Below are 20,211 nucleotides of genomic sequence, written 5' to 3'. Positions count from 1 at the left end.
TCACGCGTCACCCTTCAGCTTCGCCTCGGCCTCGTCCGCCGACAGGCCCTCGATCTCGCGCAGCAGCGCCTCGAACTCGTCCAGGCCGATCGCCTCCGCCTGGTGCGACCGGATCGCCGCCGCGAGACCGTCCACGGTCGGCGCCTCGAAGACGGCGCTCATCGGGAAGTCGCCGTGCAGCGCGCGCAGCCGGCTCACGATCTGGATGGCGAACAACGAGTTGCCGCCCAGCTCGTAGAAGTCGTCGTCCGGGCCGATCGGCGAGGCGCCGAGCATGTCCCGCCACACCCGCGCCACCGACTGGGCGAGTTCGTCGTCCGGCCACACCGTCGCCGGGTCCCAGCCGTCGTCCGCGGCCTGCCGGCCACCGCCCAGCGAGTCGGTGAACGAGGACGCCGTCAGACCGGCCTGGTCGGCCAGGACGTCCTGGAAGTCCGCCCGCGACACCACGACCTGCGGCAGTCCGCCGGCCAGCGCCGCCCGGGCCAGGCCCAGGCCCTCGGCCACCGGCACGCCCTGCTCGTGACGCAGCCGCTCGTACACGGCCCGCACCTCCGGCAGGCCCGCCATCTGCTGCTCGAACCAGTCGTCCCACGCCCACTGGGCCACGTCGAACGCCACGACCGTGCGCCCGGCGCCCGCCGCGGCCTGCGCGCAGGCGTCGGTGAACGCGGCGGCGGCGGTGTTCTCCGACTGGCCGAAGCCGCCGATGACACCCGTCGTCGACGAGCCCGCGAGCAGGAACACCTCCGGCTCGTCCGCGAGCAGCTCGTCGAGCAGCAGCGTGGAACGCACCCGCGCCGCGAGGACCGCGTCGAAGTCCTCCCGGCTCTTCAGCGCGACCAGGCCGGAGCCCCGCGCCTCCGGGAAGTGCAGCACGCCGCGCAGCCCGCCCGCGCCGAACAGCTCGCGGGCCTGACGCAGGACTTCGCGCGTCTGCTCGGCGTCGCTCAGGTCCGCGGCGCGGTACGTCACGCCGTCGCCCGTGAGCAGCGCCGCGAGACGCTCACCGGACGGCTCGTCGGCCTCGCCGACCAGCAGCAGCCGGGCGCCCGACTCCGCCAGGTGCTCGGCGAAGCTCAGACCCGCCTCGCCGGGCAGTCCGGTCACCACGAATCCCGCGCCCTCGGGCCAGGCCCGCTCCGCCGGTACGGGCGCGAGCTCGACCGGCGCGAACGCGCGCAGCAGCCGTCGCCCGCCCCGGTACGCCACGAGCGACTCGCCGCCCGGGCCCGCCAGTTCGGCGACGAGCCGGCCGGCGACCGCGCCGGTCGCGGCTCCGGCGCCGAGGCTCACGTCCACGGCCCGGCAGGTCAGCCAGGTGTACTCCTGAGGCAGTACGGTCACCGCGCCGTACACGGTGGCCCGCTCCGGCCGCAGCACGGCCGTGCCGTACGCGTCCTGGAGGTCGTCGGTGACGACGTCGAACCGCACCGGACGGTCCTCGCCGGACTCGCCGAGCGCCTGCGCGAGCCCCACCAGGGCGTGGAAGCCGCTGTCGAGCGCCTCGGTGTAGCGTCCGGCCGCGTCCGTGGGGTCGGCGTCGCCGGTGACCGACCAGGCGTGCAGCACCCGGTCGGGCGTGACGCCCTCGCCGCGCAGCTCCCGTACGACCTGCGGCAGATCGCCCGCGGCCGCCGGGGCGGCGGTGAACTCGTGCTCGGCGGTACGGGCGTAGCCGGCGCCCTTGCGCACGGTGACGACCGTGTGGCCGGCGCCGCGCAGCCCGGCCGCGACCTCGTCGGCGAGCCCGCGCCCGTCGGCGAGCACCAGCCACGTCAGAGGAGTCTCGTCATCCCCCTGGGGGAGCGGCGCGGGGTGCCACACCGGGGCGTACGTCCAGCGTGCCGCGTCCTTGCGGACGCCGACCGTGCCGCCCGCCTCCGGCTTGGGCAGCAGATGGCTCGGCCCCTGGAACGGGTAGGCGGGCAGCGGCACCCGGCGCCGGGTGCGGCCGGAGTGCAGCGCCGTCCAGTCGACGGCCACGCCGTGCCGCCACAGCTCGCCGAGGCCCTCGCGCAGCGCGCGGTCCTCGGCCGGGGCGGCGGCCTCGCCGCGCGGGCGGCGCAGCAGCGTCACCACCGGCTGCGGCGTGTCGTGGGTGCGGACCAGGCCGCTGAGCTGGCTGCCGGGGCCGGCCTCGACGAGGACGGCCGGGCCGCGCCGGGCCAGCGTGGCGATGCCGTCGGCGAAGCGCACCGGCTGCCGGGTGTGCGCCACCCAGTACTCCGGGTCGGTGGCCTGCTCGTCGGTGATCCAGCCGCCGGTCACATTGGACAGGAACGGGATCGACGGCTTGTTCAGGGTCACCGAGCGCAGCACCTCGGCGAGCCCGGGCAGCGCCGGCTCGACCAGGCGGGTGTGGAAGGCGTGGGAGGTCTCCAGCTCCTTCACGGAGACCCCGCGGCCCTCCAGGACGCTGCGGGCCGCGCCGACCTCCTCGGGGGTGCCGGCGACGACGCACGAGCCGGGCGCGTTGACGGCGGCGACCACGGCGCCGGTGCCCTCGACGGCCTCGGCGACGGCCTGCTCGTCGAGCAGCACGGACAGCATCCGGCCGGGCGCGAGGTCCTGCATCAGCTCGGCGCGCCGCGCCACCACCTTCAGCGCGTCCGCCAGGCTGAACACGCCCGCCAGGCAGGCCGCGACCAGCTCGCCCAGGCTGTGCCCGGTCATCGCGTCCGGGCGCACGCCCCACGACATCAGCAGCCGCGCCACCGCGTAGTCCACGCAGAAGACCGCCGGCTGGGTCCAGCGGGTCTGCCGCAGCCGCTCGCCCGCGGCCGTGCCGTCGGCGTCGGCGGCGAACACCAGCTCGCGCAGGTCCGCGCCCGTCAGCGGCGCGAGGATGTCGGCGCAGGCGTCGAACGCCTCGCGGAACACCGGCTCTGTGCGGTAGAGCTCCGCGCCCATGCCCGCGTACTGGGCACCCTGCCCGGGGAACAGGAAGACCGTGGCGGGCGCCTCCGCGTCCTCGGCGACCGGCTCGGTCGCGGGCACCGTCCGGCGCAGCGCGGCGGCGGCCTCGGCGCGGTCGGCGGCGACGACCGCGCGGCGGTGGGGGAGCGCGGCGCGGCCGAGCTGGAGGGTGTACGCGACGTCCGCGAGGCCCGCCTCGGGCTCGGCCTCCAGGGCGTCGGCGAGCCGCTCGGCCGCGGCCTGGAGGTCCTCCGGGGTGCGCGCCGACAGCGGCAGCACCTGCCGGCTGTCGTCGGTGTCCCCGGCCTCGACGGCGGGCGCGGCCTCCAGGACGACGTGCGCGTTGGTGCCGCCGATGCCGAAGGCGCTCACACCGGCGCGCGGCGGCTCGTCGGTCTCGGGCCAGGGCAGGCCCTCGGCGTCCACCCGGAACGGTCCCTTGTCGAGGGCGAGCCGCGGGTTCGGCGCGGAGAAGTGGGCGGTCGGCGGGATGTGCCGGTGCTCCAGGGCGAGCGCCGCCTTGATCAGACCGGTCACCCCGGCCGCCGCGTCCAGGTGGCCGATGTTCGACTTCACCGAGCCCAGGTGCACGGAGCCGGAGGGCAGTCCGTCACCGAACACCTCGGTGAGCGCCTGCACCTCGATCGGGTCGCCGAGCGGCGTGGCCGTGCCGTGCGCCTCGACGTACTGGATGGAGCCCGGCTCGACGCCGGCGACCGCCAGGGCCTCGGAGACGACCTCGGCCTGCCCGCGCGCCGACGGGGCGGTGAAGCCGATCTTGGCGGCGCCGTCGTTGTTGACCGCCGAACCGCGGATCACCGCGTGCACGTGGTCGCCGTCCGCGAGCGCGTCCTCCAGGCGCTTCAGCACGACCACGGCCACGCCGTCGCCGGACACCGTGCCGGTCGCCTCGGCGTCGAACGGGCGGCAGTGCCCGTCCTCGGCGAGGATCGCGCCCTCCTCGTAGCGGTAGCCGCGCGGCTCGAACTCCCGCACCGCCACGCCGCCCGCGAGCGCCATGTCGCACTCCTGCGACAGCAGCGACTGCACCGCCAGGTGCACGCCGACCAGCGACGACGAGCAGGCGCTCTGCACGGTGAAGCTCGGCCCGGTCAGACCCAGCTTGTACGAGACGCGCAGCGCCAGCATGCCCGGGTCGTTGCCGACGGCGACCTGGATCTCGTCCGAGACCCGGCCGTCGGGGCCGTCCTGCGGGATCCGCTCGCGCAGATAGCCGCTGCCCGAGACGCCCGCGAACACACCGGTACGCGCGTCGCAGGAGCCCGCCGGATAGCCGGCCCGCTCAAGGGCCTGCCACGCGGTCTCCAGGAGCAGCCGGTGCTGCGGGTCCATCAGCTCCGCCTCGGAGCGCGTGATCCCGAAGAAGGCCGCGTCGAACCGGTCGTAACCCTCCAGCGGGAAACCCGACTTGACGAGCGCCGGGTCCGCGAGCAGCGCCTCGGGCACGCCGGCCGCGGTCAGCTCCTCGTCGGTGTAGTGGGTGGCGCCCTCGGCGCCGGCCACGACCAGCCGCCACAGCGCCTCGACGTCGGGGGCCCCGGGGAAGCGCCCGCTCATCCCGATGATGGCGACGGACTGCTCCGGCAGCTCCGTCCCGTGCGTCTGCGCGGTCATGCGTTCCCCTCGTTGGTGTCGTCGTTGCGGGCGGCGAGCAAGTCCTCCAGCTCACCCGCGAGTTCGCGTACGGTCGGCAGGTCGAAGAGCATCCGCAGCGTCACGGGCACCCCGAGCCGCTCCTTGGCCACGGCCACGGCCTGGGTGGCGAGCATCGAGTGCCCGCCCAGTTCGAAGAAGTCGTCGTCGAGACCCACCCGGTCGACGGAGAGCAGCCCGGCCCAGATGTCGGCCAGGGTCTTCTCGACGGGTGTGGCCGGCGCCGCGAAGTCCGCGTCGAGCTCCGGCCGTACGGCCTCCGGAGCCGGCAGCGCCCGCCGGTCCACCTTGCCGTTGATGGTCAGCGGCAGCCGGTCCAGGGCCACGAACACGTTCGGCACCATGTACTCGGGCAGCGTCCGCCCGAGGTGCTCGCGCAGCTCCGAAGGACCGGCCGCGTCCGCGGGGCCCGCCGGGACCCAGTACGCCACCAGACGCGGGTCGCCGGCCGCGTCCTCGTCCACGACCACCACGGTGTCGCGGACCTCCGGGTGCGCGGTGAGCGCGTTCTCGATCTCGCCCAGCTCGATCCGGTAGCCGCGGATCTTCACCTGGTGGTCGAGCCGCCCCAGGTACTCGTGGTCGCCGCCCGGCAGCTCCCGCGCGCTGTCGCCCGAGCGGTAGCGGCGGGCGCCCGGCACGGTCGCGTCCGGGTCCGGCAGGAACCGCTCGGCGGTCAGCGCCGGACGGCCCAGATAGCCGCGGGCCACGCCCGCGCCGCCCACGTACAGCTCACCGGCCGTGCCGGCCGCGGCCGGCAGCCCGTCGGCCCCGACCACCCGCATCGACCAGCCGTCGAACGCCTCGCCGATCACACTGGCCGAACCGGCCAGGTCGGCGGCGCTCATCCGGCGGTACGTGGAGTGCACCGTCGTCTCGGTGATCCCGTACATGTTCACCAGCTCCGGGCGGTCCGCGCCGTGCCGCGCGAGCCACGGCCGCAGCATCTCCGGCGGCAGCGCCTCACCGGCGAACACGACGACCCGCAGCGCCAGTCCGGCGGGCGTGCCGCCGCGCTCGGCCAGCTCCTCCTCGTACCGGACGAGCTGCCGGAAGGCGGCCGGCGTCTGGTTGAGGACCGTGACGCCCTCGCGGTGCAGCAGCCCGTGGAAGTCCTGTGGCGACCGGCGCACGTCGTCGGGGACGACCACCAGACGCCCGCCGTGCAGCAGCGCGCCCCACATCTCCCACACCGACACGTCGAACGCGGCCGACGAGAACATCGACCACACGTCGTCCGGGCCGAAGCCGAAGTGCTCCCGGGTGCCGGTGAGCAGCGCCGTCACCTGGCGGTGCTCGACCATGACGCCCTTCGGGGTGCCGGTCGAACCGCTGGTGTAGATCACGTACGCGAGGTTCGCGGCGACCGCGCCGCCGCCGTGCTCCGGCGCCTCGTCCGGGCAGCCGGACAGATCGGTGCCGCCGGGGCCGGTGAGCACCGTGTGCGCGGTGCCGCGGACACCGTCCGCCCGGTCGGTGACGAGGACCGTCGCACCGGCGTCGGCGAGCATGAACTCCTGCCGCTCGGCCGGGCTCGCCGGGTCCACCGGCACGTACGCCCCGCCCGCCTTCAGCACCGCGAGCAGCGCCGTGATCAGCGTCGGGGTCCGCTCCAGCCGCACCGCCACCGGCACCTCCGGGCCGACGCCCAGGGACCGCAGGTGGTGGGCGAGCCGGTTGGCGTCCCGCTCCAGCTCCCGGTAGGTCAGCCGGCCGTCCGGGCCCGACACGGCGACGGCGTCGCCGCGCAGCCGCGCCTGCCGCTCGAACCAGGTGTGCAGGGTCCCCGGAGCGGAGTCCCGTCCGTCAACGGTCAAGGTCGTGCTTCCTCTCGGTGCGTGGCGCCTCGGTGCGCGGCGGTGAAGGACAGGACGGCCGGCAGCCGGCCGACCGGGGTGTCCGGGGAGGCGACGGCCTCCGCGAGGGTCCGCTCGTACGCGGCGAGCAGCGCGGCCGGAGTGTCCGGCCCGTACAGATCGGTGTCGTACTCGAGGGTCAGTTCCACGGCGTCGCCGCCGCGCTCCTCCACGTACAGACTGAGGTCGTACTTCGCGGTGTCCTGAGGTCCCGTCAGATCAAGGGCGAAGCCGTCGAGTCCGGCGAAGACCGGCGCGCGCCGCTCGCCCAGGTAGCTGAACATCACCCGGAACACCGGCATGAAGTCCCGGCCGCGCCGGGCGACCAGCGCCTCGACCAGCTTGTCGAAGGGCAACTCCTGGTGCGCGGCGGCGTCCAGGACCGCCGTGCGCACCCGGCCGACCAGGGCCCGGAAGCCGGGGTCCCCGCCGAGCCCGGTCCGCACCGGCACCATGTTGATCAGGCAGCCGACCAGCTCCTGGAGCTCGGGCCGGGTGCGCCCGGCGGCCGGAATGCCCACCGTCACGTCCTCGGCCCCGGCCCAGCCCGCGAGCAGCGCGTACAGCGCCGCCAGGTGCGTCATGTTGGCCGTCGCCCGCTCGGCGCGCCCGAACGCCCGTACCGCCCCGACCAGTTCGGCGGGAAGCAGACGGGTGGCGACCGCTCCCCGGAAGCTCTTGGAGCGGGGCCGCGGCCGGTCCGTCGGCAGCTCAAGGGCCCGCGGATCCTCACCGAGAACCGTACGCCAGTGCCCGACCAGGGCGTCGAGCGTGCCGCCGGTGAGCCGCGCCCGCTGCCACTCGGCCAGGTCCGCGTACTGCAGCGCGGCCTCCGGCAGCCCCTCCGCGGAGCCGTAGAGCAGCCCCAGCTCGCGGTAGAAGACCTCCACCGACCCTCCGTCGATGGCGACATGATGGAACGTCACCACCAGCCGGTGGTCGTCCGCCGCGACCCGCACGAGCCGGGCCGCCAGCGGGGGAGCGGCGGCCAGGTCGAAGACCCGCCGGGCCTCCTCGTCGGCGATCCGCCGCGCCTCCGCCTCCGGATCGCCGGCCGCGGACACGTCGGTGTACGGCAGCGGTACGGGCCCGGCCGCGGCGATCACCTGGTGCGGTACGCCGGCCGGCGCCGCGTACGTCGTGCGCAGCACCTCGTGGCGGGCCACCACCGCGTCGAGCGCGCGGCCGAGCGCCGCCCGGTCGAGCGCGCCGCGCAGCCGCAGCACCGTCGGCACGTTGTAGAGAGTGGTCTCCGGGTCGATCTGCTGCATGAACCACAGCCGCTGCTGCGCGAAGGACAGCGCGGGCCGCGCGTCCGCGTCGCGCGGCAGTGCCCGCAGCGCGTCCGACGCCGGGAACGGTGCCGGGGCCGGGCCGGGAAGCGCGGCCGACGTACCGGTGCCGGAGGTGGTGGGCCCGGCCGGCGGGGCCTTCATGGCGGCGTCCACCACCTCGGCCATCTCCGCGAGCGTGCCCGCGCCGAGCAGCTCCGCGGCCGACACCGTCAGCCCCAGCTCCTCGTCGATCAGCCCGGCGAGCCGCTCCGCCGTCTCCTGGCCGCCGCCGAGCGCGGCGAACTCCGCGCCGGGCGCCGGCTCGTCCACACCGAGCAGCTCCGACCAGAGCCGGGCCAGCTCCTCCGTCACGAATCCGCTCGCGGTCATGCGAACGCCACCCCCTTGCGCGCCGAACGCACCGTGCGGTGCAGCAGGTCCAGGAACGGCTCGGGCCGCGCCCGGAAGTAGAAGTGGTCTCCCTCGAAGAGGTGCACGTCGGCGGGGCCCGCGGCCGAATGGCGGCCCCACAGACCGGCGTCCGCCGCCGGCACGTTCGGGTCGCCGTCGGCGGCGAACACGGTGATCGGGCAGGGCACCGTCACGTCGGGCGCCACCCGGTACCGCTCCAGGGCCCCGAAGTCGGCGCGCAGCGCGGGCAGACAGAGCCGGATCAGCTCCGCGTGCTCCGCGACGTCCAGGTCCGTGCCGCCCAGGCCCATGATCCGGGCCAGCACCTCGGTGTCCGTCTCCTCGCCGGCCCCGTCGAGCCGCTCGGCGCGGGCCTCGTGGTGCGAGGGCGCGGCGCAGGCCGAGGCGACGAGCGCGGCCGGCCGGGAAGCCGTCCGGGCCAGGCGGCGGGCCGTCTCGAAGGCGACGATCGCGCCCATGCTGTGCCCGAAGAACACCGGACGGTCGAGCTCACGTGCGGTCAGCGCCCGCGCCACCGCGTCCGCGAGCGCCTCCACCGACCGCGCCGGCTCGTCGAAGAGCCGGTTCTCGCGCCCCGGGTACTGGATCACGAGCAGCTCGACGTCGGGGTCGAGCGCCGCCGAGAGCGCGTGGTAGTAGCTGGCGGCGCCGCCCGCGTGCGGGAAACAGACCAGGGTGTGCTCGGCCGCCGGCTTGGGATGGAAGCCGCGGATCCAGCGGTCCGTGGCCCTGTCGGTGTCGTGTGTCAACGTGAATCCCTGTCGGAGCGCGTGCGTGCGTGGCGTGCGAGGACGCCGGGACGTCGAGGGGTGGTTCGGGTACGGGAAGGGGCGCGCGGCCGTCTCGTACCGCGGCTTCCGGGCCGGCCCGTCAGCCCGCCTGGAGCACCGGCTCGGCCGGCCGCAGGTCCCGTCCCAGCGCCCGCTGGGCCGTCGCGAACTCGACCACCTGCCGGGCCATGGTGGCCAGCTGGGCCTGGACGTGCGGATCGGTACAGCCGCCGTCGGGGGTGATGTCGGTGACCGTGGTGTTGACGGCGACGCCCAGCGGGGTGTTCCAGCCGCGCAGCGCGTGCACGGTGTCGCGCAGCGCCGACAGCGTCGTCATCGCGCCCTGCCAGCCCTCGCCGACCGCGAGGGAGCCGACCGCCCGCCCGCTCAGATAGGGCCGCTCGTCGTCGCGCAGCCCCTCCAGGTGGTCCAGGGCGTTCTTCAGAAGGCCCGACACCGCGCCGTGGTAGACCGGGCTGGCGAGCACGATCCCGTCGGCCGCCGCCACCTCGGCGAGCAGCCGCTCCGCGGCGGCCGGTCGCACGTCCGCGCGCGGATCGAGGAGCGGAAGGACCAGCTCCGCGCCCGGCACGAGCCGGGTCTCCGCGCCCAGCCGCTCGGCCTCGTCGAGCACCAGGCGCAGCGCCCGTTCCGCCCGCGAACCGGGCCGGCGGGAACCGCCGATGCCCACCACTCTCACTGTCTGCCGCATGAGGAGCCCCCGAAGCCGTGTGCGGTCGAAATCCCTGCCTGTGCGGTCCCTCGTCGTCCGCGTCGTGTGCGTCGCCCCGGTGACCGGAACTCAGCGTTGACCACGGAAACTTGCTGGTCAAATGTTCGCCGACGGCGATTCCGATGGCAGATATCGAGGAATTCGATGCGTCTGGAAGAGGGGTGCGAAGGGGCGCGCCGGGGTGGCCCGGCGGTATCGGCCCCGCCGATGAGCGACATCGAAAGGACGGTGCCGCCGCTCCTTGATCGCTCCGGGCGCCCGGACCGATCATCGGACGATGCACCTCCGGCCCGGACGAACCGGATCCAGCAGATCGGCGACGCGATGACGGCGGTCGACGAGCCCACCGCCCCGCGGATCGCCGTCGTGGGCGCGACCGGTGCGGTCGGCGGCACCCTCCTGGAACTCGTGGAGGACCAGGGGCTGCGCTACCGCGCACTCCATCTGATCGCCTCCGCGCGCTCGGCGGGCCGCGAGATCCGCGTCGACGGGCGCGACCATCCGGTGCACGACCTCGCCGGCTTCGACTTCGCGCGCGCCGACGTGGCGTTCTTCTTCGCGGGCGCCGAGATCAGCCGCCGCTGGGCGCCGCTCGCGGCCGCCGCGGGAGCCCTGGTCGTCGACGGCAGCAGCGCCTTCCGGCTCGCCGAGGACGTGCCCCTGGTCGTCCCGGGGGTCAACGCCGCCCTGCTCGACCGCCGTCCGGCCCGCGGGCTCGTCGCCGGCCCGGGAGCGGCCACCGTGGCCCTGGTCCGGGTCCTCGCGCCGATCGCCCGCCGCTGGGCCGTGCGCAGGCTCGTGGTGAGCACCTACCAACCCGCCTCCGAGGCCGGGCACTCGGGCATCGAGGAGCTCCAGGAGGGCACCCGGGCCCGCCTCCAGGACCCGCAGACCGTGCTGCCCGCGGAGGCGTTCTCGCCACCGCTCGCCTTCGACGTGCTGACGGGCGACGGCGACGGCGACATGGACGGTGGTTTCACCGAACAGGAGCGCGGGCTGCGCGACGAGACGCGGCGGGTCCTCGGCCTGCCGGAGCTCGACCTGACCGCCACCTGCGTCCGGGTGCCCGTGGTGAACGGCCAGTGCGCGGCCGTGTGGGTGGACTGCGCCGCCGCCGTGGACCGTACGGAACTGGTCGCGCTGCTGCGCTCCGCGCCCGGCGTGACCGTCCACGACGGCGCCGCGGCAGCCGCGCCGACCCCCGCCACGCTCGGCGATCCCGACTCGGTGCACGTGGGCCGGATCCGGGTCTCGCCGACCGACCCGACGGGCTTCTGGCTGTGGCTGGTGGCCGACAACCTCAGGGGCGCGGCGGCGCTGAACGCGGTCCAGGTCCTGGGCGAGCTCACGGCGCGCGGCACGCTCTGAGCCCGTCCAGGACCTCCTCCCGCTGCGGGTCAGCCCACGAGCTGGAGCTCGGGGCGTTCCTCCCGTACCGGGAAGCCGCCCGGCTCGACCTGGGCGGCCGGTACGTGCGGTACGTCCGGCGCGTCCTGTGCGGCGAACCGCACGGTCTGGTCGATGAACGTGCGCATCTCGCGGGTGACCTGCTGGCCGCGCCGCCAGGCGATCTGGGTGTGCACCTCGAACGGCGGCCGCCAGTCGAGCACCACCAGGGCGCCCGCCGCCACCGCGTCGGCCACCGCGACCTCCGGCAGCACGCTCACCCCGAGTCCGGCGGCGACCCCGCGCTTCACGGACTCGACGGTGCCGAACTCCAGCAGCGCCGGCCCGGGCCCGGCGGCCGCGCCGGCCAGTTCGGCCTCCAGGAGCTCCCGGTAGCAGTCACCGGCCTCGGGTACCAGGAGCGGCACCGCGGCCACGTCCCCGGAGCCGAGGCCGGACAGCCCGGCGAGCCGGTGGCCGGGCGCCGCGACCGCGACGAGCGGCTCGGACCACAGGCGTTCGGTGCGCAGGCCCGCGTGCTCGGTGCGCGCGTCCATGAAGAAGCCCATGTCCAGGGCGCCCTGCCGCAGCGCCTCGCAGGTGCGGTCGGCGGAGCCGGTCCGCAGCGAGATGCGCAGCCGCGGATAGCGGTGGTGGAAGAACTCCAGGACCGGCGGCATCCGGTACGAGGTGAGGCTCTCGCTCGTACCGATGGTGAGCAGCCCCGTGGGCTCCGCCCAGCCGGTCGTCTTGTCCCGGGCCTCGTCGACGAGGGACAGGATGCGTTCCGCGTACGGCAGCAGCCGCTCGCCCGCCGGGGTGAGCCGGATCCTGCCCCGCAGGCGTTCGAAGAGTTCCACGCCGAGGGCCACTTCCAGGCTCTTGACCTGAGCGGTCACGCTCGACTGTGCGTAGTTCAGGTCGGCCGCCGCCTTGGTGAAGCTGAGCAGCGTGGCGACACGGTGAAACGTGGTGAGCTGTCTGAGATCCAACGGGCCTCCCCCTCGGGCTCTGCCGGATTCCTGCGTCACTGCCAGCCCATGTCCTCCTGGACACCCGTGACGGTGTCCGGAGCGACGGCGGGCGGCTGCGCGGTGCCGGCGGCGGACGACCCGGTGAGCGGGGTCGTGGCCGAGGCGGTCAGGGCGGGTCCGAGGACGGTCGCGGCGGCCAGGGCGGTGACGGCTGCGGCCTTGACGACACGGGCGCGGAGCATGGAGAACATCCTTCCGGTTCTGGTTCGCGTGGTTGGCGGGATGCATCGGTGCCTTGGTGGGGTGTCCACCGCGCATTAGCATCACCGGACGGGGCGCCGAGGGGGAAGGAAGATCAGCTGGACCCTTTGGGCCTTGGCCGAAAACGGCCACAGAGCAAGGAGCACGGACCGCTCGTCCCCGGCCTGCGGGCCGGTGACGACGCGGTGAACCACGAGGAACGGGGGCCTCATGCTGGAAGCGCTGGGACTCGACACAGCCACCGAAGCCGTCTACCGGGCCATGCTCGCGGAGCCCCGGGACGGGGCCGCGGACATCGCCCGGCGGCTCGGCACCACGGAGGAGGCCGTGCGCCGGGCCTGGGAGCGGCTGGCCGGCCTCTCCCTGGTCCAGTACGCCGCCACGGCCGACGGCGACGACGGCCATCCGACCGGCCGGCCCGAGCCGGTGAGCCCGGCGCTGGGCCTCGACCATCTGGTCGCCCGGGCCCAGACGGAGCTGGAGGAGCACCGCAGACGGGTCGCCGCCGCCCGGGTCACCGCCTCCCGGCTGGCGTCCGAGTACGCCGAGCTGAGCGCCCGTACCACCCCCGTGACCGTGGAGCACCTGCCCGACGTGGCGCAGATACGGGCCCGGCTGGCGGCGCTCACCGACAGCGTGCGCGGCGAGGTGATGGTCTTCGCGCCGGGCGGCGCGCAGACCGAGGCCAACCGGCAGGCCGCCCGGCCGCTCAACGAACGCCTCCTCGGCCGCGGTGTGGTCATGCGAACGGTCTATCTGGACAGCGTCCGCAACGACCCGGCGACCGTCGCCCACGCCCGCGAACTCACCGGACTCGGCGGCCAGGTCCGCACGGTCGCCACGCTGCCGATCCGGATGACCCTGGTCGACCGCGAGGCCGCCGTGATCCCGGTGGACAGCGAGGACTCCAGCGCGGGCGCGGTCGTCCTGACCGGCCAGGGACCGCTGACCGCCCTGTGCAGCCTCTTCGAGACGGTCTGGGAGACCGCCCGGCCGCTCGGCGACACCGCCCGCCGCGCCGACGACGGCGACGAACTGGACCGCCAGGAGGCGGCCGCGCTGCGGCTCCTCGCGGAAGGCCACACGGACGAGGGCATCGCCAAGCGCATGGGCCTCTCACACCGGACCGCCCGACGCATCGCGACCGTCCTCATGGAGCGCCTCGGCGCCCGCAGTCGCTTCGAGGCGGGCGTAAGGGCGGTCCAGCGCGGCTGGCTCCCGAGCGATCTGTGACGTGGCGGCGGGCGGCCGGCGGGCGGCCCGCCGGGGTGAGGCGGCGTCAGGCGGCGGCGGTCTGACGGACGCTCAGCGGCCGCTGGTCCGTCCAGACCTCCTCGACGTGCGCGAGGCACTCGGCCTTGGTGCCGGCGAAGCCGGCCGCCCGCCATCCGGCCGGCAGCTCGCGCTGCTCGGCCCACAGCGAGTACTGCTCCTCGTCGTTCACCACGACCACGAACCGCTCGTCCACACCCGCGTCCTGCACGCCGTTCTCCTCCACGACTGACCATCGGCCGACTCGTCGGCTGACTCGTCGGTGCAACGATCTCAGCCTCCGCGCCGCCCGCCGTCCCCGGCAAGAGCCCCGCGATGGAACCTGCTGAACACCCGCATCGGCTCCACCGATGCAGGTGTCCGGCACGGCGGCTCAGCCCGCGGTGGCCGCGGCCGGATCCGACGGCACGTCGCGCAGCCCGCGCAGCGGCGAGAAGAGGACCCAGAGCCCGCCGAGGCTCGCCCCGACGAGGCCGATCCACAGGGTGGGGCGAAGGCCGAGCCAGGTCGCGAGCGCGCCGCCCAGGACCGCGCCCAGCGGGATGGTGCCCCAGACGATCCAGCGCACCGCCGCGTTCATCCGGCCGAGCAGCTCCGGCGGGCAGATCTGCTGCCGGTAGGTGACCTGCGCGGTGTTGTAGACGATCGCGCCGAAGGTGAAGGCGAACCAGCCGATTCCGTAGAGCACCACCCGCCAGCCCGGATAGGCGAGCGGGGCGAGGTACGAGGGCAGGCCGAGGAGCAGCGGCGCCAGCCAGATGATCCGGGCGGACCCGACCGTCCGGGCGAGCCGGCTCGCGAGCAGTCCGCCCAGGACGCCGCCGACGGGGCCGAGGGCGAGCAGCAGACCGGCCTGGCCGGCGGAGAGCCCCAGCTCGCGGACGAGGAACGGCATCTCCATCGCCGAGGCCATGTGCGAGAACAGGTTCACCGTGCCGGTGCAGGCCACGATCCGGCGCAGCACCGGATGCCGGACCACGAAGCCGAGGCCCTCGCCCATCTGCTTGCGGAAGGGCGGCCGAGGCCCGTCCGGGCGGGCCGGCTTCGGCTCCGGCGTCCGGATCAGGAACAGCGACGCCGCGCTGACGAGGAACGACGCCGCGTCGGCGATCAGCGCCCGGGCCCCGCCGATCGCCGCCACCAGCACGCCGGCCACCGTCGGACCGAGCGTGGCGGCGGCCGCCCCCGTCGTGCCCAGCTTGCCGTTGGCGTCGATCAGCGCGTCCTTGTCGACGAGGACCGGCACGTAGCTCTGGTACGCCACGTCGAAGAACACCGTCAACGAGCCCGTGACGAGCGCCACCACGCACAGCTGGGTCAGCGTCAGCGAGCCCAGGTACCAGGCCGCCGGCACCGTCGCGACGACCGCCGCGCGCAGCACGTCGCACCACATCATCAGCCGGTGCCGGGCGACCCGGTCCACCACCACGCCCGCCGGCAGCGCGACCAGCAGGAAGGCCAGCGAGCCCAGCGCCGTGAGCAGGCCGACCTGGAAGTTGGACGCGTCCAGCGCGGTGACGGCGAGGAACGGCAGCGCGAACGGGGTGATCATCGAGCCGGCTTCGCTGATCGTCTGGCCGCTCCACAGCAGCATGAAGTCGCGGTGGCGCAGCAGGGACGGGCGTCCGGCGCCGGCGGCGGATTCGGTCTCGGTCTCGGTCTCGGTCACGTCATCGGTCCGATGGGTCGTAGGGGCTCGGCGGCGGCTCCGGCGAGCAGGGTCACGTACCGCGCGGCGAGCCGCCGCGCGGTGGTCTCCTCGAAGAGGTCTTCGCTGTACTCCAGGCGCCCGGTGCAGCCCGCGCCGTCGCGGGTGAGCGACAGCGACAGGTCGACCTTCGCGGTCCGGGTGTCGCCGAACTCCCGGACCACCCGGCAGCCTTCGAGCCGCAGGCCGGGCGCGGCCGCCGGCTGGTAGCTGAACATCAGCTGGAACAGCGGATTGGCGCCCGGGTCCCGCGCCGGGTTCAGCTCCTCCACCAGGAGCTCGAACGGCAGCGCCTGATGGACCAGGGCGGCCCGGCTCTCGTCGCGAGCCCGCAGCACCAGCTCGCGGAAGCTCGTCCCGTCCGGCACGTCGAGCCGCTGCACGACCGTGTTGCCGAACATGCCGACCATCGCGAAGTGGCTCTCGCTCTCCCGCAGGGCCACGGGCGCGCCGACCACGACCTCCGGGCCGCCGCCCTCCTCCCGAACCAGCGCGGCGAACGCGGCCAGCAGCACGGCGTACGGAGTGGTGCCGCAGGCCCGGGCCAGCAGGTCGACCCGTCCGACGACCTCGGGACCGACGGTGAACGGCACATGGGCGCCGGCGAAGCTCCACACCGCCGGGCGGGGCCGGTCGGACGGGATGCTCGCCAGCGCCGGTACGCCGGCGAGGTGCTTGGTCCAGTGGTCGCGCGCCCGGTCCAGGGCGGTGCCCGCGACCCGGTCCGCCTGCCACCGGGCGAAGTCGGCGTACTGCTCGGCGAGCGGGGGAAGTTCGGGCGTACGGCCGGCCGCGAGCGCCTCGTACCCGGACGAGAGCTCGTGCTCCAGGACGGCGAGCGACCAGCCGTCGCACACGATGTGATGGAGCGTCAGGCAGAGCAGGTGCCGGTCGGGCGCCGTCGTGAGGAGCAGCGGCCGCAGCACCGTCCCGCCGCCCAGGTCGAACGGCCGCCGCGCCTCGGCGGCGGCCAGCCGCTCCGCCTCCGCCGCCGGGTCCGGGTGCGCGGTCAGGTCGACGCGGGGGACCGGCACCGGCCCGGCGGGCCGGACGACCTGGCGCAGCGCGCCCTTGGCCATCCGGTAGCCGGTCCGCAGCACCTCGTGCCGCCGGACCAGCTCGGTCAGCGCCCCTTCGAGGGCCGCGACGTCCGGATCGCCGTCGATCCGGTAGACGACCGGGACGGTGTAGGCCGGGGTGTCCGGATAGAGCCGGTCGAGGATCCACAGCCGCTTCTGCGCGAAGGAGACCGGGTGGTCACCGGTCACGGGGACACCTCACCCGGCACCCCGGCGGACAGCCCGGCGGACACCTCCGCCGCGAGCCGCTCGATCGTCGGGTCGTAGAGGTACTCGCCCAGGTCCACCCGCACCCCGAAGGCCGCGTTGACCCGGGAGAGCAGCCGCATCGCGAGCAGCGAGTGGCCGCCGAGCGCGAAGAAGTCGTCGGTGACGCCGACCGAGGCCAGGCCGAGCAGTTCGGCGGCGATCGCCGCCAGCTCCCGCTCCAGATCGGTACGCGGCGACACCGCGGCCGCGTCCTCGCCGTCCGCGGGCACCGGCGGCAGCGCCGCCCGGTCCAGCTTGCCGCTGGTCGTGAGCGGCAGCGCCGGCACCACCACGAAGGCGGACGGGACCAGCCACTCCGGCAGCCGCCCGGCCAGGAACTCCCGCAGACCGGTCGGTGTCTCCCCGGGCACGGCCGGGGACAGATGGGCCACGAGCCGCCGCTCGCCCGCCGAGTCGTCGGCGACCACCGCCACCTCGCGGACCTCCGGGTGCAGGCTCAGGGCCGCCTCCACCTCGCCCGGCTCGACCCGGTAACCGCGGATCTTCACCTGGTCGTCGGCCCGCCCGAGGAAGTCGAGCCGCCCGTCCGGCAGGAGCTTCACCAGGTCCCCGGTGCGGTACATCCGGGCGCCGGGCTCCGTCGCGTACGGATCCGGCAGGAAGCGCTCGCCGGTCAGCTCCGGCTGCCCCGCGTAGCCCCGGGCCACGCCGGGACCGCCGATGAACAGCTCGCCCGTCTCCCCGGCCGCGACCGGCTCCAGGTCCTCACCGAGCACATAGCAGTCGGTGTTCGCGATGGGCCGGCCGATCGGCACCGAGCGGGCGTCCGCCGGGAGCGCGGTCACCTCGCCGCAGACGGCGAAGGTGGTGGTCTCCGTGGGGCCGTAGCCGTTCACCAGCCGGGCCGGGCGGGCGGAGGGATCCAGGTCGAGCAGCCGGCGCACGGCCGCGACGTTCAGCACGTCGCCGCCGACCAGCAGGTTGCGCAGCCCGGCGAAGCTGTCCGGCCGGTCGGCCATCACCGTGGTGAAGAGCGCGGAGGTCAGGAACATGGTGGTGATCCGGTGCTCCGCGAGCGCCGAGGCCAGCGCCCCCGGGGCCAGCACCGTCCGGGTGGGGATCACGACGACCGTGCCGCCGTTCAGGAGCGCGCCCCAGACCTCGAAGGTGAAGGCGTCGAAGGAGGAGTCGGCCACCTGGGCGATGCGCTCGTCGGCGCCGAGGTCCACGTAGTCGGTGTCGCGGACGAGCCGCAGCACCGAGCGGTGCTCGACGACGACGCCCTTCGGCAGGCCGGTGGACCCCGAGGTGAACAGGATGTACGCGGGGACGCGGGAGCCGGTGGCCGGCCACGGCAGGCCGGTCGTGTCCTCGGCCCGCTCGGCCTGGCGCAGCTCCTCGGCGGTGACGGTCACGGCCGCCTCGGCGGCGGCCAGCATGTGCTCCTGGCGCTCCCGCGGGTAGGCCGGGTTGACCGGCACATAGGCGCCGCCGGCCTTGAGGATCGCGAGCAGCGCCGTCACCTGCTGGTGGCCGCGCTCCAGGAGCACGCCCACCCGGGAGCCGTCGGTCACGCCCCGGCCGCGCAGCAGCCGGGCGAGGCGGTCGGACCGGGCGTCGAGCTCCGCGTACGTGAGGGTGTGCTCGCCGTCCACGACGGCGGGCGCGTCCGGCCGCACCCGCACCTGCGCGGCGAAGACCGCGGGTATGGACGCGTCGGCGGGGTAGGGGGTCACGGCCCCGCGCAGGATGCTCACTTGTCGTTCTCCCGTTCGCTGTCGAAGGACTCGGCGTGCGCCGTGGCGCGTTCGCGCAGCTCGCCGTCGTACCGGATGCGGCCGCCCGGACCGGCGAGGCGGGGCGAGGGGACGGCGGTCCGGCGGATCATCGTCACGCTGTTCTGCCGGAGCTTGTGCGACTCCAGGAGGTTGAGGACCTCCAGCTCGCCCGGCCGCGCCCGCTGCAGTCCGGCCAGATAGCGCAGGATCGCCTCGCCCTCCGGATAGGACATCAGATAGTGCAGGACCACCACGCCGCCGGCCGGGTTGATCCGGTCGAGGAAGTGGTCCAGGAAGTACAGGCAGTCCCACGCGTCGACCCAGGCGAAGTCGATCGGCTCGAAGCCGTCCGGCAGCGCGCCGCCGGACTCGCGCAGCGGCGCGTCCACGACGGTGACCTGACCGGCGAGCCCCAGCTCGGCGAGGACCTCCCCGACCTGCCCGGCCGAGGACTCGGGGATCGAGAGGTCGTCGAGGGCCACGAACTCCGGCCGGTACGGCTCCAGATACGAGCCCGGGGCCGCGAGCGCCGGCTCGGCGCGCAGCCAGTCGTCGTCCAGCGGGGCCCCGGAGCTCAGATACGGCCGGGTCTTCGCCGCGAGCAGCCGCGACTCCTCGTCGGCCTGCTGCCGCGCCTCGGCCAGGGCGGCCGCCAGGAACGGGGTGGTGTAGCCCATCCCGACCTCCAGGACCCGGCGGGGCCTGGTCATCCGGATCAGCCCGGCCAGGAAGGGGGCGACCGCCTCCGTGCCCATGCCGGGCACCCGCAGCCGGGCGACCGCCTTCGCGAAGGCGGGGCTGTCCGTCGTCAGGGCGTTCTTCTCGACGTGGTCAGCCATCGGCGTTCTCCCGGGCGTTGAGGTCGGCGATCCGTTCCAGACCCTTCATGACGGTCCCGGCGGGCAGCCCGAAGTCGATCAGGCAGGCGATCTCGTCCACGCCGATCCCGCGCAGCCGCTCCACCGCGCGCGCCGCCGTCTCCGGCGAGCCGAGCAGCCCGCAGTCGTCGACATAGCGGTCGAAGGAGCGCCGCACGAGGAAGTCCAGGTCGTCCGGGTGCAGCTTCGCCGGGTCGATCCGGCGCCTGCCGTCCAGGCCCGAGCCGAGCAGCAGCCCGAGCGAGCCGCGCAGATAGCGAAGGAGCGGCTCCCGCACCAGCTCCCTGACCCGGTCCGCGTCGTCGTCCAGATAGGTGTGCACCATGAGGACCACGTGCCGGCCGCCGGCCGCGCGGTACTCGCCGATCTTGTACGCGAGGTCGTCCAGGTCCTGGCCGAGGAGATGGGTCAGGATGCCCGCCCCCATGGCCCCGGCGGCCCGGAAGGTCTCCACGCCGCCCGCGCTGGTGATCCAGGTCGGCAGCTCCGGCTGCACCGGCCGGGGATGGACGGACACCTTCACCTCGGCGCCGGTCCCGTCCGGGAAGGCGAGCGACTCGCCCCGCCACAGCTCCCGCACCTGCCGCACCTGGTCCGCCATCAGCCGCCGGCGGTCGGCGTACGCCTCCGGGCGCAGCGCGAAGTCGGCCGCGTGCCAGCCGGACGCGAAGGAGACGCCGACGCGTCCGCCGGAGAGGTTGTCCACGACGGACCACTCCTCGGCGATGCGCAGCGGGTGGTGCAGGGGCGCCACGACGCTGCCCGCCCGGATCGCCACGCGCTCGGTGACGGCGGCGACCGCCGCCCCGGTGACGGCCGGGTTCGGGTACAGGCCGCCGAAGGGGTGGAAGTGCCGCTCCGGCGTCCACACGGCGGCGAGTCCGTGGGTGTCGGCGAACCGGGCTCCGTCCAGCAGGAGCCGGTACCGGGGTCCGGCGAACTCCTCGCTGTCGCTGGCGAAGTAGAAGAGGCTGAAGTCCATGCCGCGTCGCGGTGCGGCGGGGCCG

General features: G+C 74.9%; 15 protein-coding genes. 2 read left to right on the top strand and 13 right to left on the bottom strand.

What is annotated here, in order from left to right:
* The 5 genes from ACWEV0_RS06285 to ACWEV0_RS06265 form a co-directional block, all read right to left on the bottom strand.
* Positions 1-4,554: a beta-ketoacyl synthase N-terminal-like domain-containing protein gene (locus ACWEV0_RS06285; protein ID WP_453146949.1), complete on the bottom strand. Its 4,554-nt coding sequence runs from the start codon at positions 4,552-4,554 to the stop codon at positions 1-3.
* Positions 4,551-6,410 (bottom strand): amino acid adenylation domain-containing protein, encoded by a 1,860-nt coding sequence (locus ACWEV0_RS06280; protein WP_453146947.1) that lies wholly within the window; start codon positions 6,408-6,410, stop codon positions 4,551-4,553. The genes ACWEV0_RS06285 and ACWEV0_RS06280 overlap by 4 nt, the downstream gene beginning before the upstream one ends.
* Positions 6,407-8,113: a condensation domain-containing protein gene (locus tag ACWEV0_RS06275; RefSeq protein ID WP_453146945.1), complete on the bottom strand. Its 1,707-nt coding sequence runs from the start codon at positions 8,111-8,113 to the stop codon at positions 6,407-6,409. The genes ACWEV0_RS06280 and ACWEV0_RS06275 overlap by 4 nt, the downstream gene beginning before the upstream one ends.
* Entirely contained in the window at positions 8,110-8,904 is a 795-nt protein-coding gene (locus tag ACWEV0_RS06270; protein WP_453146943.1) for a thioesterase II family protein, read from the bottom strand. The genes ACWEV0_RS06275 and ACWEV0_RS06270 overlap by 4 nt, the downstream gene beginning before the upstream one ends.
* Before the next feature lie 121 nt (positions 8,905-9,025).
* Positions 9,026-9,637: an NADPH-dependent FMN reductase gene (locus ACWEV0_RS06265; RefSeq protein WP_453146941.1), complete on the bottom strand. Its 612-nt coding sequence runs from the start codon at positions 9,635-9,637 to the stop codon at positions 9,026-9,028.
* Positions 9,638-9,865: 228 nt separating this feature from the next.
* Here ACWEV0_RS06265 and ACWEV0_RS06260 point away from each other — a divergent pair, with 228 nt between their 5' ends.
* Positions 9,866-11,026, top strand: a complete 1,161-nt coding sequence (locus ACWEV0_RS06260; RefSeq protein WP_453146940.1) for an aspartate-semialdehyde dehydrogenase — start codon at positions 9,866-9,868, stop codon at positions 11,024-11,026.
* Between the two features lie 29 nt (positions 11,027-11,055).
* Here ACWEV0_RS06260 and ACWEV0_RS06255 read toward each other — a convergent pair whose 3' ends face one another.
* Both ACWEV0_RS06255 and ACWEV0_RS06250 read right to left on the bottom strand, forming a co-directional pair.
* Positions 11,056-12,036 carry a LysR family transcriptional regulator gene (locus ACWEV0_RS06255; RefSeq protein ID WP_453146938.1) on the bottom strand — a complete coding sequence of 327 codons (981 nt, stop codon included), beginning with the start codon at positions 12,034-12,036 and terminating at the stop codon, positions 11,056-11,058.
* A 35-nt stretch (positions 12,037-12,071) separates the two neighbouring features.
* The gene (locus tag ACWEV0_RS06250) at positions 12,072-12,260 is read right to left on the bottom strand and encodes a hypothetical protein (protein ID WP_453146936.1); all 189 of its coding nucleotides are present in this window, start codon (positions 12,258-12,260) and stop codon (positions 12,072-12,074) included.
* Between the two features lie 229 nt (positions 12,261-12,489).
* Between ACWEV0_RS06250 and ACWEV0_RS06245 the strand changes: the two genes are divergently transcribed.
* Positions 12,490-13,512, top strand: a complete 1,023-nt coding sequence (locus ACWEV0_RS06245) for a helix-turn-helix domain-containing protein (RefSeq protein ID WP_453146934.1) — start codon at positions 12,490-12,492, stop codon at positions 13,510-13,512.
* A 46-nt stretch (positions 13,513-13,558) separates the two neighbouring features.
* Here ACWEV0_RS06245 and ACWEV0_RS06240 read toward each other — a convergent pair whose 3' ends face one another.
* The 6 genes from ACWEV0_RS06240 to ACWEV0_RS06215 all read right to left on the bottom strand — a co-directional run bounded on the left by ACWEV0_RS06240 (position 13,559) and on the right by ACWEV0_RS06215 (position 20,186).
* The gene (locus ACWEV0_RS06240) at positions 13,559-13,762 is read right to left on the bottom strand and encodes an MbtH family protein (protein ID WP_453146932.1); all 204 of its coding nucleotides are present in this window, start codon (positions 13,760-13,762) and stop codon (positions 13,559-13,561) included.
* A gap of 162 nt (positions 13,763-13,924) precedes the next feature.
* Positions 13,925-15,220, bottom strand: coding sequence for an MFS transporter (locus ACWEV0_RS06235; protein ID WP_453146930.1), 1,296 nt, complete (start codon positions 15,218-15,220; stop codon positions 13,925-13,927).
* Positions 15,217-16,527, bottom strand: a complete 1,311-nt coding sequence (locus ACWEV0_RS06230; RefSeq protein WP_453146929.1) for a condensation domain-containing protein — start codon at positions 16,525-16,527, stop codon at positions 15,217-15,219. The genes ACWEV0_RS06235 and ACWEV0_RS06230 overlap by 4 nt, the downstream gene beginning before the upstream one ends.
* On the bottom strand, positions 16,524-18,305 hold the full coding sequence (locus ACWEV0_RS06225; RefSeq protein WP_453146927.1) for an amino acid adenylation domain-containing protein: 1,782 nt from the start codon (positions 18,303-18,305) through the stop codon (positions 16,524-16,526). The genes ACWEV0_RS06230 and ACWEV0_RS06225 overlap by 4 nt, the downstream gene beginning before the upstream one ends.
* Entirely contained in the window at positions 18,302-19,165 is an 864-nt protein-coding gene (locus ACWEV0_RS06220; RefSeq protein WP_453146926.1) for a class I SAM-dependent methyltransferase, read from the bottom strand. Before ACWEV0_RS06220 ends, ACWEV0_RS06225 begins: the two co-directional genes overlap by 4 nt.
* On the bottom strand, positions 19,158-20,186 hold the full coding sequence (locus ACWEV0_RS06215; protein WP_453146924.1) for a MupA/Atu3671 family FMN-dependent luciferase-like monooxygenase: 1,029 nt from the start codon (positions 20,184-20,186) through the stop codon (positions 19,158-19,160). The genes ACWEV0_RS06220 and ACWEV0_RS06215 overlap by 8 nt, the downstream gene beginning before the upstream one ends.
* Positions 20,187-20,211 lie beyond the last annotated feature (25 nt).

The sequence above is a fragment of the Streptomyces sp. NPDC003943 genome (genome assembly GCF_053605265.1).
Note: the sequence above shows the minus strand (reverse complement) of the source record. Positions and strands in the feature narration are given on the sequence as shown.

Bases quoted from the DNA above. Each gene is read 5' to 3' on its own strand.
- ACWEV0_RS06285 (WP_453146949.1), bottom strand. From the start codon at position 4,554: ATGACCGCGCAGACGCACGGGACGGAGCTGCCGGAGCAGTCCGTCGCC.
- ACWEV0_RS06275 (WP_453146945.1), bottom strand. From the start codon at position 8,113: ATGACCGCGAGCGGATTCGTGACGGAGGAGCTGGCCCGGCTCTGGTCG.
- ACWEV0_RS06265 (WP_453146941.1), bottom strand. From the start codon at position 9,637: ATGCGGCAGACAGTGAGAGTGGTGGGCATCGGCGGTTCCCGCCGGCCC.
- ACWEV0_RS06260 (WP_453146940.1), top strand. From the start codon at position 9,866: ATGAGCGACATCGAAAGGACGGTGCCGCCGCTCCTTGATCGCTCCGGG.
- ACWEV0_RS06250 (WP_453146936.1), bottom strand. From the start codon at position 12,260: ATGCTCCGCGCCCGTGTCGTCAAGGCCGCAGCCGTCACCGCCCTGGCC.
- ACWEV0_RS06245 (WP_453146934.1), top strand. From the start codon at position 12,490: ATGCTGGAAGCGCTGGGACTCGACACAGCCACCGAAGCCGTCTACCGG.
- ACWEV0_RS06220 (WP_453146926.1), bottom strand. From the start codon at position 19,165: ATGGCTGACCACGTCGAGAAGAACGCCCTGACGACGGACAGCCCCGCC.
- ACWEV0_RS06215 (WP_453146924.1), bottom strand. From the start codon at position 20,186: ATGGACTTCAGCCTCTTCTACTTCGCCAGCGACAGCGAGGAGTTCGCC.